The organism is Actinomadura parmotrematis (genome assembly GCF_019458805.1).
Classification (GTDB): Bacteria; Actinomycetota; Actinomycetes; order Streptosporangiales; family Streptosporangiaceae; genus Spirillospora; species Spirillospora parmotrematis.
Genome location: NZ_JAIBOA010000017.1, coordinates 1 through 11,951, shown reverse-complemented (window position 1 = coordinate 11,951; position 11,951 = coordinate 1). Strand labels below are relative to the sequence as shown.

At 75.7% G+C, this 11,951-nt stretch carries 6 protein-coding genes; 1 reads left to right on the top strand and 5 read right to left on the bottom strand.

Annotated elements, in window-relative coordinates:
• Positions 1 to 2: 2 nt before the first annotated feature.
• Positions 3 to 2,747, top strand: coding sequence for a pPIWI_RE module domain-containing protein (locus tag K1Y72_RS24495; protein WP_220168807.1), 2,745 nt, complete (start codon positions 3 to 5; stop codon positions 2,745 to 2,747).
• 19 nt (positions 2,748 to 2,766) lie between these two features.
• On the opposite strand, the gene K1Y72_RS24490 is transcribed toward K1Y72_RS24495, so the two are convergent.
• The 5 genes from K1Y72_RS24490 to drmA form a co-directional block, all read right to left on the bottom strand.
• Positions 2,767 to 4,563 (bottom strand): MBL fold metallo-hydrolase, encoded by a 1,797-nt coding sequence (locus K1Y72_RS24490; protein ID WP_220168806.1) that lies wholly within the window; start codon positions 4,561 to 4,563, stop codon positions 2,767 to 2,769.
• A 109-nt stretch (positions 4,564 to 4,672) separates the two neighbouring features.
• On the bottom strand, positions 4,673 to 6,115 hold the full coding sequence (locus K1Y72_RS24485; RefSeq protein ID WP_220168805.1) for a serine/threonine-protein kinase: 1,443 nt from the start codon (positions 6,113 to 6,115) through the stop codon (positions 4,673 to 4,675).
• A 120-nt stretch (positions 6,116 to 6,235) separates the two neighbouring features.
• Positions 6,236 to 6,988 (bottom strand): DISARM system phospholipase D-like protein DrmC, encoded by a 753-nt coding sequence (gene drmC, locus K1Y72_RS24480; RefSeq protein WP_220168804.1) that lies wholly within the window; start codon positions 6,986 to 6,988, stop codon positions 6,236 to 6,238.
• The gene (gene drmB, locus K1Y72_RS24475; RefSeq protein ID WP_220168803.1) at positions 6,985 to 8,907 is read right to left on the bottom strand and encodes an MrfA Zn-binding domain-containing protein; all 1,923 of its coding nucleotides are present in this window, start codon (positions 8,905 to 8,907) and stop codon (positions 6,985 to 6,987) included. The genes drmC and drmB overlap by 4 nt, the downstream gene beginning before the upstream one ends.
• A 1-nt stretch (position 8,908) precedes the next feature.
• The coding region (drmA, locus tag K1Y72_RS24470) for a DISARM system helicase DrmA (RefSeq protein WP_220168802.1) at positions 8,909 to 11,951 on the bottom strand (3,043 nt) is incomplete at its 5' end.

Sequence of the window (11,951 nt, the reverse complement as noted above, 5' to 3'; positions counted from 1 at the left end):
CCGTGGCCGCTTATCCGACCATCAGGACCGCCGCCTGGCTGCCGGTCTCCCCCGACGCCTCCGTGGTGCGGCGCTACGACGCGCTGCCGTTCCCGGAGGAGTGGCGGGACGCCGTCCTGGACCTGTGCAACCACGGCCGGCCGGCGGACGCCGAGCCGTGGCGGACGGCGCCGACCCGCCGCATGGACCAGGTCCTCCAGACCTTCGCCCCCGACCTGCGGGTGATGGCGCGCCCGCGCGCCAAGGAGAGCGCACCCGTGGCGTGGCTGTACGCCCCCGAGGGCACGCCAGCGCTGCCGCCGCCGGTCTTCGCGGTGCTGCGCAACGCCTGGCTGCGCGACCTGCGCCCGGGTCTGGCGGACGATCCCGGTTACCGTGCCGCCCTGCGGGAGGCCCGAGCGCGGCTGGACGCCGAACCGCCCGCCTGGGTGCCGGCCGAGCCGGAGCTGCTGGCGTGCCCCCGCTCGACCGGCGGCACGGCGGCGCCGCACCACCACCAGTTCACGCTGTCGCCCGACTGGCTGGCCCGCCGCGTCCTGGAGCTACCGCCGTTCGACTACGACGGCGGCGCGCTGCGCTTCCGCGCAGTGCCGCGCACCACCGCCGACAAGGGCGCCGAGCTGGTGTCGCAGCCGCTTCCGTACGAGTCGGGCGACCGGACCTGGTGGTTCTCGGTCTACCTGAACATCACCCTGCACACCGTGCCGTTCGACCCGCTGCCGCGCTTCCACCTGCACTGCGGCATCCGCCGGTGGGCGACGCGCGTCGGTGCGGCGTCGGGCCACCTGCACCTGCCGTTCGGCCGCAAGGCCACGGTCCTGCTGCGGCCGGACGTGCCGTGGCTGCCCGGGGCGCCGCAGGCCGAGCGGTTCGCGGTGGCGCGGCTCGCCCGGCGCCGCGATCCGCTGACCGGGCGGTGGGGTCCGGACTGGGCGGACGGCGGCCCGGCCCGCATCCTGCACGACGTCGACGCGGCGGGCCGGTTCCCGGTGGCCGCCGAGATCGCCGCCGAGCCGGAGCGGTGGCTGGTCGACGGCATGCGCGCCGCGGTGGTGCACAGCACCGCGATGGGGCGGCACGGGGTCGCGCCCGGTCTGATGTCGCACCAGCGGTCGCAGCTCGTGGATTGGGCGGAGCAGGCCCTGCCGGCGGAGCTGCGGCCGGCTCCGCCGCTCGCCCGCACCCGTCTCGGCCACAGCGGCCCGCCGGGGAAGGCGGCCAAGGCCGACCGTGCCGCGCGTGCGCGCGCGGCGGCGGCCGTGGCGGTCGCCGAACTCGGGGCCGAGGCGTTGGACGTCCGCCTGTACTGGCAGACCGAGCGGATGCGCGACGCCGCGTCGGCGGCGCTCATGGAACTGCTCGGCCTGCGCGACCCCGGTCCGGCCGCGCGTGGCAGCGACGAGCTGGTGTGGCGGACGCCGGAGGTGCGGGTGCGGCTGCGCCGGTACCCGCTGCCGGGCCCGCTCGCCGGCGACCTGGCGCTGCCCGAGGGCGGGCGGGCGGCGCGGGCCGCGCTGCAGACGGCGGTTCGCGCGCGCCGCGAGGAGGCGGCCGAGTTCCTCGGCGGGGCGGTGCCCGACATCGCGGCCGACGGCGTTCCGGCGCTGGCCGTCGTGGAGATCGGTCACCGTGACGGGTTCGCCTCCCGCGACCACGACCCCAAGTTCGCGCTGCGGCTCGGATTCGCCCGCGCGGGGCTGCTGACCCAGTTCGTCCAGGTCCCGGTGGGCACCAAGGGCGCCGACAAGGAGAAGGCCGTCGCCGAGCGCGCTCTGATGGCGTGGGACGACGGCCTGCGCCAGCTCGGCGCGCGCTCGGTCCCGGCGCGGACCGCCGGGGCGCCGGACGGCCTGCGGTACGCGGCGGTGTGGATGGTGTGCAAGAGCGCCAAGAGCCGGACCCGCCAGGCCGCCTACGCCCCCGTGGGAGTCAGGGCGACTCCGCGCGGGGACGGTGCGGGTCCCGCCGTGATCGAGGGCTGGGACGCCGGGGCGGGCCGGTGGATCCCCTACCCGCGGCTGCTGCTGAAGCTGGCCGGGCAGGCCGAGCTGCCGCCCGCCGACGACGAGGACGACACCCCGCGCCCGTCGTACTGGACGGCGATGGACGAGCAGCGCCGCGCCACCGAGTCCTGGCTGCAGAAGATGCAGCGGTCGCTGCGCGACGCGCCGACGCTTCTGCTGGCCTCGGCGCAGAACGCCCGGTCGCACTGGACGTGGCTGCAGGACGGCGTGGTGGAGCGGGACCGGGTGAAGACCGGGCACGCGCCGGCCCGCCGGCTGGACCCGGACCTGCGGCTCGTCCGCGTCCGCACCAGGGCGGGCCGGGAGACGGCCGAGTGGTGGGGGGTGAACTCCGCGGCCGGACCGAACGGGCTGGCCGCCCACCTGTGGCGGGGTGGCGGCGACCGGGTGTTCTGGAGCACCACGCCGAAGCCCGAGCAGTTCAAGTCCTCGGCGGTGCAGGGCGACAAGCTCGCCCCGCGCGCCCTGACGATGGGCGCCAACGCGGGCAGGATGACGCGGGATACCGACAAGGTCGGCTGGAACCCCGACCTGGTGGAGCTGGCGGTGCTCGGCTGCCACGAGGACGCCGGCGACGTCCCCGAGGCGCTGGCGTTCGCGGCGCACCATCTGCGGCAGCCGCCGGACTACCGGCAGGCGCTGCACCTGCCGCTGCCGCTGCACCTGGCGGTCAAGGCGCAGGAGTACGTACTGCCGCTGGAGGGCGAGGAGGACGCCGAGTAGCGGCCTGGCGGGCGGGCCGTCAGCCCGCCCGCCAGGCCCCGGTCGCGCGGACGTCGTGGCCGCGCATCTCCAGGACCTCGCCGAAGCGCCGCTGCCGGCCGCGCAGGCCGTGCACGAGCATGATCTCGCGGGCGGCGACCTCGTCGGCGATGTCCAGCAGGGCGGCCCGGTCGGCGTGCCCGGACAGCCGCATGGTCTCGACCCTGGCCCGGACGGGGACGGTGACGTCGCCGCCGTGGTCGGGGAGGGTGAAGGCGCCGCCGCCTTCGCCGGCGAGCCGCAGCAGCGCGCGTCCGGGCGACTCCTCGTCCTGGTAGCCGGAGACGAACAGGGCGCTACCGGGGTCGGGCAGGATGCGCCGCGCCCACTGGACGGCGGGGCCGCCGGTCAGCATGCCGGAGGTGGTGATGACCACGCTGCGGCGGAAGGAGTCCAGGTCGGCGGGCCGGTTGGCGGGCGCGACGCCGCCGCCGAAGATCTCCAGCGGGTGGTCGGTGCCGGCGGTCGATGCCTCGAACAGCTCGCTGAGCTCGCGCGCCATGCCGTCGATGCGGACCGGGACGCCCGGCAGGTGGCGGCGCAGGATGAGGGCGATCTCCTGGGCGCGGCCGAGCGCGAAAGCGGGGACGAGCACCCGGCCGCCGCCGTCGCAGACCTCGCGCGCGGCGCGGACGAGGTCGCCGACGCGCGCGTCGCGGCCGCGGTGCTCCTCGGTGCAGCAGGTGCTCTCCATGACCAGCAGGCCGGCGCCGCGGGCGGCGTCCGGCAGCGCGTAGCCGTCGACGCTCTCCTGGCGGAAGCCGGAGATGTCGCCGGTGATGACGGCGCGGTCGCCGCCGGCGTGCACGACGACGCCGGCCGCGCCGAGGATGTGCCCGGCGGGGAACAGCTCGACGGTCAGCTCGCCGATCCGGCGGGCCGCGCCGAAGCGCAGTTCCTCGCAGCTCCGCGCGGCGTCCTCCAGGTCGGCGTGGTCGTAGAGCGCGCCGGCTTCGGCGAGGCCCCAGCGGGTGCGGTCGCGGTCGCGGCCGCGCATCACCTTGACGCTGTCGGCCCACATCACCGGCATGAGGCGGACGGTCTCGGGGGTGGCGATGACGCGGAGCCCGGGCCGCCGGGCGACGAGGGCGGGCACGTAGCCGCAGTGGTCGAGGTGGGCGTGGGTGACGACGACGGCGTCCAGCGGCCCGGCCAGCGCCTGCTCGATGCCGGCGGGGTCGCGGGGCAGTTCGGGGTGGTCGGCGCGGAGCGCGGTCCATGCCTCGCGCAGGGCCTGGCCGGCGTCGCCGAGGACGTCGGCGTCGGCGACGAGCAGGCCGAGCGCGAGCGCGCTCAGCGGGAGGCTGTCGCGCAGCCCGCGGGCCAGGCGCCAGCGCACGATCGGCAGCGGCTGGTCCCAGAAGGACGGGTGCAGGAGCCAGGAGACCTGCCCGGCGGGGACGTCGGGGGCGCGTCCTTCCAGCAGGGCAGCGCAGTCGGCCGCGGTGCGGCCCTCGGCGTTGGACAGGGCGTGCCGGACGGGGCTGGCGAGCATCTCGTCCAGCGCGGCGCGGCGCCGGGGGTCGCCGCCGCGCACGGCTCGCAGCAGCTGTTCGGCGATCCGGTCGGTGACCTTCTTGGAGTCCCGCAGGTGCAGGTAGGACAGCAAGTGGCGCTGGATCTTCGGCGGTGCCTGCCGCAGCACCTTCCGCAGGTCGGCGGCTTCGATGAGGTCCAGGGCCGCCGCGCAGGCGGCCTCCGCGCGGTCCTCGGCGAGCTCTGCTCGGTAAGGCGCCGGACCCTCGCCACATCCGGCACAGCGGTGCGCTGCTCCCATACGGCCTCCCGTACTGGCGCGACAAGAGGGCCAACGTAACACAAGAAAGACATTCCATGAGTCAATGCCATGAACTTGTGTCAATCAGATTCACAACCGAGGGAAGCGGTCAGCGATCCGTCGCCGCCGCCTCCAGCAGGAAGATCTTGCGTCGCAGGTCGCGCACGCGCTCGTCGGTCCGGCCGTACCAGCGGGTCTCGTCGGCCAGCAGGCCGCGGAGCAGGTCCAGCGCCTCGGCGCGGTCGCCCGCCAGGGCGAGGCAGTTGGCCTCCTGGAACCGGTGGGCGAGGGCCTGCGGGTCCTCGGGCCCGTCGCGCCGGGCGGTGGTCTCGGCCAGCGCCCCGTAGGTCTCGGTCGCGGCGGCGTACTCGCCGGCCCGGAGCTGCGCGTCGGCCAAATGCGCACGCAGTTCCACCACGGCGGTGTGGTCGGCGCCGAAGGTGTCGGCGGCGGGGGGCAGGGGGTTGCCGAGCGCGCGGGCCGCCTCGTCGTAGCGCGCCTCGCGCACGAGCCGGTCGGCGTGGCGGCGGGCGCGGACGAGGTCGCCCAGGCTGACGGCCTCGGTCACGGCGGGCGGACCGTCCTGCCGCGGCACCGCGGCCGCGAGCGGCGCACCGGCCGGAGCGCCGGCGGCAGCGGCGCCGGGCGTCCGGGCGAGCACCGCCGCGTACATGCGCTGCGGTGTCGCGCCGGCGCGGATGTCGCGGGCGAGCGGCGACAGCGTCCCGAGGTGCGGGACGAGCAGCCGGTAGACCTCGGCGGCCGATCCGGGCCGGTCGCCGGGTTTCTTCTCCAGGAGCGCCCGCGCGAGGCGGTCCAGCTCGCCGGGCACGTCCTCGATCGCCGGGGGGACCCGTTCCAGCTGCGCTCTGATCACCGCCGGGATGTCGTTCGCGGCGAACGGGTTGGCGCCGCTCAGCGCCTCGTACAGGATGACGCCGAGCGCGTACAGGTCGCAGGCGGGGTCGGGTTCGCAGCCGGCGTCGAAGCGTTCGGGGGCGATGTAGGCGAGGGTGCCGGGGTACTGGCCGGTGCCGGTGAGCCGGCCGGAGTCGTCGCCCGCCACGATGGCGGCCAGCCCGAAGTCCAGGACGCGCAGCGCCCCGTCGGGCGTCACCATCATGTTCTGCGGTTTGAGGTCGCGGTGCACGAGCCCGCTCCCGTGCGCGTGGTCGAGCACCGCGCACGCCTGGGCGGTGAGCGCCGCCGCCCAGCCGACCGGCAGCCTCCCGTGCTCGTCCAGCAGGGTGGACAGGGGCGCGCCGCCGACCAGCTCCATGACCAGGTAGGGGCAGTCGGCGAACTCCCCGCCGTCCTGGCGGCCGATGTCGTAGAGGGCGGGGACGCCGGGGTGGTTCAGGCCGGCGACCGCCCGCGCCTCGCGCCGGAACCGTTTGACGGCCGTCTCGGCGTCGGGGCCAGCGGGGGGCCGCAGGAGCTTGACCGCCACCCGGCGGGCGAGGACGCGGTCGAGCGCCCCGTACACCATGCCCATGCCGCCGGGGCCGAGCTTGTAGCGGTCCAGCTCGTAGCGGTCGGCGATGATGGTCACGGCGTCGCCCCTCCGTCGGTCAGAATGCGACCGGCCCCGATTTCCTCCAGCATTCAACCACCGTTCGCCCGCCCTTCCTCCCGTAACGCGCGAACGGCCCGAAACCCCTCCGCGGGTGGATCAGAGGCGCCGCAGGACGCCTTCGGCGCGCAGCGCGTCGAAGTGCTCGGCGGCGCGCTCGGGGGCGCTGCCGCCGCGGACGAGCAGCCCGGCCTCCAGGTTGCCGCCGATTCCGGAATGGGTCAGGTTGGCGCTGCTGACCAGCAGTTCCCGCCGGTCCCCCACCGCGATCTTGGCGTGCATCTTGTCCTTGGCGGCGGCGCGCCGGTCGACGGGCCAGTGCCACAGCTCGGTGCCGGTGTCCTGGAACGCGGCGGCGGGCTCGTCTCCGGACAGGGCGCTGCCGGCGCCCTGCAGCGTCTCGACGACGGCCCGGACGGTGACGCCGCGCCCGGTCGCGGCGGCGAGGGCCTGCCGCAGCGGCGGGTAGGGCTTGGCGGAGTAGGTCATCAGCAGCAGTTCGCGGCGGGCGCGGTCCACCAGCTCGGTGAGCGCCCGGACGGTGGCGCGGACGGGCACGGCGTGGCTGGTGGGGCCGCTCCAGACCGACTCGACCCGCACGGCGGCCCCCTGGTGGGCGAGGGCGGCCGCGACGCCGAGCAGGTAGGCCGCGACGGCCTGGGGTTCGAGGTCCTCCTGGTCGGACGCCGCGAGGAGGGCGTCGACGTCGGCGGTGAAGCCGGGGACGGCGTCGCGCAGCCCGTAGGTGCGCTGGCCGGCGATGCGGGCGGCGAGGGTCCGCAGCCGGGACGGGCCGAGCCGCAGGGCCGGTCCCTCCGCGGCGGCGGCGAACCGCTCCAGCGGGGCCCTCACGGCAGTTCCGGGTAGAGGGCGAGGTCGGGGTCGCCGATCGGGACGACGAAGCGCCGGTCGAGGAACTTGTTGCCGCGCTCGCAGGTGGTCTCGGACACGAACAGGCAGGCGTGGCAGGCGGCGCCGTGCAGGACGTCCTCGTCGGGGGGGTTGGGCAGCCGGTCGGCGCACAGCGGGTCGGAGGAGCAATGCAGGGCGCCGGTGAGCGCCCGGCGGGTGAGGCGGACGAGCTCGGCGGGTTCGGCGAGCGACACGAGGCCGCCGAGGGTGCCGTCGGCGTCGGGCACGGCCGTGTAGATGAGGATGCCGGCGCGTTCGGGGTCCTCGGGGGTGGGGCTGTAGATGCGTTCCGACAGGCTGGCGGAGCTGTAGCCGCACTCCAGGGCGATGGTGCGGATGAGCAGGTGCGACAGGGTGTGCAGGGCGAGGAAGCGGAGGCCGGGCCAGCCCGCCATGTCGTCGAAGTCGGCGGAGGTGGCGATCCGGTCGGAGAAGCGGTTGGCGCGGTGGGCGGCGTAGGCGCCGCGGTGGCGCGGCAGGGCGTCGGAGGCGGAGGCGTGGACCCGTTCCTCCCAGTCCCGCAGGACGTCCTCGGGCAGCCGCAGGAAGATGCCCTCGCCGCGCACCTCGCTCGCCGGGGCCCAGGTGGGACTGGAGCGGGCGAGGCGGACGTTGGTGACCAGGTCGGGGTCCTCGGGGTCGGGGGCGTCCAGGCGGGTGAAGCCGGTGAGGGCGCGCACCTCGCGGAGCCGTTCGGCCTGGACGACGTCGGTGAACACGTCGGTGAGGGCGGCGGGGACGCCGTCCAGGTCGCGGCGGAGGACGAAGTCCTCGCTGGGGTCGGGCAGGCGGGCGGCGGAGAACACCTGCCATTCGGCGGTGTGCAGGTCCAGGGGGCTGGGGCGGGCGGAGCCGCCGTCGCCGTCGTCGTTCTCGGCGCGGTGGCGCTCGACCGCCTCGTGGATCTCCTCATCGCTCCAGCGTCTGAGGTCGACGAAGGCCGGCACGTCGTTGTCGCGGGCCCAGGCGTAGGTGTCCCTGGACAGGTTCCACAGCGCCTTCCAGTGGCGTTCGACGAGGGTGTCGAGCAGGCCGGCGTCGGTCTTGGGGACGGCGAGGGCCGACAGGGTCTGGGCGAACCACTGGTTGGAGGCGCCGACGACCAGCAGTTTGGGGGCCTGGGCGCAGCCCTTGACGTCGAACTCGCCGAGGTGGGGGTGGCGGCCCCGGCAGCGCGGCAGGTTCTGCTCGCCGCGCTTGCCCTGGGCGTCGCGGATGTTGCGGTGCTGCCCGCAGTTGACGCAGGCGATCTCGACGTTGGCGCCGAGGTTGCCGCCGCGGTCGTCCATGCGCAGCCGGGGGTGGGTGGCCTCGGGGCAGGGCCCGCCGCGGTGCACGAAGTGCGCGTAGGGGAACTCGTCGAGGTGGCCGTTGGTGCAGGCCAGCACGAAGCGGGCGGCGACGGCGAGCGGCGGCTGCCCGCGCTTGCGGCATTTGTCGTGGACGAACTTGGCCTCGTGGGGGCGGCGCGGCTGCGGGTTCTGGAAGGCGAACACGCGCGAGTCCAGGGCGCCGAGCTCGTTGCAGTAGGTGCAGCGGAACCAGTTGGGGAACGGCGCGACGGGGACGCCGACGCGGGCGGCGGGTCCCTTGGGGTCGGCGTCCAGGCCCTCCAGCCAGGGGGCGGGCAGCAGTTTCTGCACGCCGGGGCCGAGGCGCGCCTGGACGGCGGCGAGGAGGCGGGGCTCGGCGATGGGCGCGACGCCGCCGGGGACGGTGTCGGGCCGCCAGTCGTCCAGGCCCTTGACGAGGACGGAGAAGTTCGGCAGGTCGACGAGGGCGCCGACGCCGCCGGTGAACATCAGGTGGCTGGGGCGGACGCTGCCGACCCGGCGGTGGTGGAAGGCGGTGCCGGTCATGTCAGGCTCCCTTGCCGTCGAGGGCGGACTCGCCGAGCTCGTCGCCGGCGGGCTCGTCGTCGGTGTCGGCGGGCGGTCCGAACGACCAGTCGGGCTGGTGGTGGAGCGGCCGGTAGAGGGAGTCGCCGGCGGGGAGCAGCAGGTTGATCTCGTTCTCGGTCTCGCGCATGGACATGCCGACGGTGAGGTCGCCCCAGCGCCCGTTGCCGGCGGGGGCGAGCAGCCCGGTGAGGGTCTGCTGGTTCCAGGTGCCGTCGCGGTAGCCGAGGCGGGCGGTGCCGCCGTCCTTGCGGGCCTGCCACTCGTCGAAGACGACCTTGACGCGTTCCTGGAGGTAGTCGCGGCCGCGCCGGTGGGCGACGGCCTCGGCGCGGTCCAGCAACCGGGCGACGATGTCGCGCACGGGCGGCGCGGACAGGTCGACGTCGTAGGCGTCGCGGTTGCGGGAGCGGTCCTCGGCGGACTGGCGGACGGCGGCGACGAGCATGCCGGCGGCGCCGCGGTCCAGGGCGCGGCGGGCGTAGGGGGTGACCGAGAGGGCCTCGACCTGCCGGTAGAAGGTGGCGTGGTAGTGCTCGAAGTCCTCGTAGTGGGCGAGGTCGCGGGGGCGCGACCAGTTGTAGAGGGTGACGACGAGGCCGGGGCGGGCGGGGTCGCGGCCGACGCGCGAGGACGCCTGGATGTACTCGGCGGTGTTCTTGGGCTGGCCGATCATCGCCATGAGGCCGAAGCGGGAGACGTCGACGCCGACCTGGAGCATGGAGGTGGCGAGCACGACGTCGACGGGTTCGCGCTGGTCGTGGCGGCGGTGCCCGAACCGGTCGGCGATCGGGTGGAGCGGCGGGGGCCGCTCGCCGGACTTGGCGGCGCGCACGGCCTGCCGGTGGCGGGCGAGCTCGGCGGGGGCGTCGCGACGGCGTCGGGCGGTGTCGAGGTCGGGGTCGAAGGAGCGTTCCAGGCTCTTGAGGACGTCACTGATGTCGCCGGAGGAGATGCGGGAGGTGAGTTCCTGGACGATGAGCATGCCGCCGGCGGTGGCGATGCGGTCCGACAGGCCCTTGGCGCGGCCGTGGCGGCGCACGCGGGTGGTGACGTCGTCGTCGAGGTAGCGGCGCATGCCGGCGAGCTCGCGGGTGGCGTTGAAGTAGCCGACGAGGGTCATGTAGGGGTCGGCGGCGGCGCCGTGGGCGTCGAAGAGGGTCTGCCCGGCGAGCAGCAGGATCTCGGCGAGGCGGATCTCGGCGGACTTCAGGCGGACGCCGTGCGCGCACACTCCCAGGTAGCGGCGGCCGGGGTGGCGGTCGTCGACGGGTGTGCGCCGGGAGAAGAAGGTGTCGCCGGCGTCGATGACCTGGGGCGGGAAGACGGCCAGGCCGCGGCCGAAGACGCCGCGGACCTGCTGGCGGGCGCGTTTGGTCGTCGCGGTCGACGCGACGATCTTGGGTCCGGTGCGGGTGCCCTCGTGGGGCCAGGACAGCAGTTCGGCGACGGCGGCCTCGAACAGCGCGACGGAGGTGCCGAGGGCGCCGGAGATGAGGTGCAGCTCGTCCTGGATGACCAGGTCGGGGGGCCGCAGCCGGGTGACGGGGCCGGCGGTGGCGGCGGGCAGGCCGCCCTTGCGGTGGTGCCGGCCGGCGCAGGTGGTGCGCTCGTCGAGGTCGTCGTGGCGCAGGCCGTGGCGGGGGCAGCGGCTGCGGGCGCGGCCGAACAGGATGCCGGCGAAGCCCTGCCAGGGCAGCTGGGCGAGCTTGTCGACGGTGGCGATGACCAGGCTCGGCGCGTACCGGTAGATCTCCTCGTCGACGGTGAGGATGGGCAGGCCCTCGCCGGGCGCGGCGCGGCGCGAGAACGGGCAGGCGCCGGTGCCCTCGCCGCGCGGGCAGTACAGCAGGACGCGCCGCCGGTCGTCGTCGATGTGCAGGTCGCGGGCGGCGTCCAGGGGTTCGGCGCACCAGGGGCAGGCGAGGGTCTGCAGGACGTTGGCGCGGTGGCCGCGGCCGGAGTCGCGGGCCTCGACGATCTGCTCGCGGGCCTGCTCGAACCAGTTGGGCGACACGCCGGCGCCGACCCACAGGCCGATGCGGAACGGTTCGCCGCCCCAGGTGGCGGGGTCCTCGCGGCGCAGGACCTCGGCGGCGCAGACGAGGGCGGCGGCGCGCTGCAACTGCTGGGCGGTGAGGAGCCGCAGCGTGTACCGCATGAGGACGGCGGTGCCGGCGGTGCCGTCGCGGGCGTCCTCGCCGGTGCCGAGGACGCCCTGGAGGCGCCGGATGCCGAGGGTGTAGGCGATAAGGCCGAGGTAGCCCTCGGTCTTGCCGCCGCCGGTGGGGAAGAACAGCAGGTCGACGAGGGCTTCGTGGTCGGCGGCGCGTTCGGGGTGGCCGGGGTCGGTGAGGGCGGGCAGGTTCAGCAGGACGAACGCGAGCTGGAACGGCCGCCAGCTCGCCGCGGCGGCGCCGCGGGCGGCGACCCGCGCGGCGCCCTCGGCGTGTCCGGCGCCCTGCTCGCGCAGCGGCACGAGCTGGGTATTGCGGCGCTGGAGCGCCATGGTCCGGTTGGCGAACCGGAACGCCGTCAGCGCTTCGGCGTGCCAGGGGGCGCCGGGGTCGCAGAGCAGGTCGATGCCGGCGGCGATGCGGGCGGCGGCGCGGCGGGCCTCGGCGATGGCGGTCTCGGCGGTGGGGCGCAGGGGTTCGGGCAGGCCGGATATCTGCGCGGCGCGCAGGTCGAGCCATTCCTCGTAGCCGTCGACGAGGGGTTGCAGGCCGGTGCGGAGCTGGTCGCGGGTGGCGGCGGCGAGGGCGTCCATGGACAGTTCGGCGGCGGCGAGGGGCGAGCCGGGGCCCTGGGGCGCTTCGGTGGCGGGGACCTCGTGGACGGGCAGCCAGGTGGTGGTGAGGCGGTGCGCGGTGCGGCTGCCGGGGGCGGCGTCGGCGTGCACGGCGACGTTGCGGCCGGCGGCGTAGCGGCGCTCGTCGCGGTAGAGCAGCCGCAGGTGCATCTCCTCGGGGTCGTCGAGGACGGCCTCGACGTCGTCGGCGGGG

Coding starts and splice junctions, on each gene's coding strand:
- K1Y72_RS24490 (WP_220168806.1), bottom strand. CDS start 4,563: ATGGGAGCAGCGCACCGCTGTGCCGGATGTGGCGAGGGTCCGGCGCCT.
- drmB (WP_220168803.1), bottom strand. CDS start 8,907: ATGACCGGCACCGCCTTCCACCACCGCCGGGTCGGCAGCGTCCGCCCC.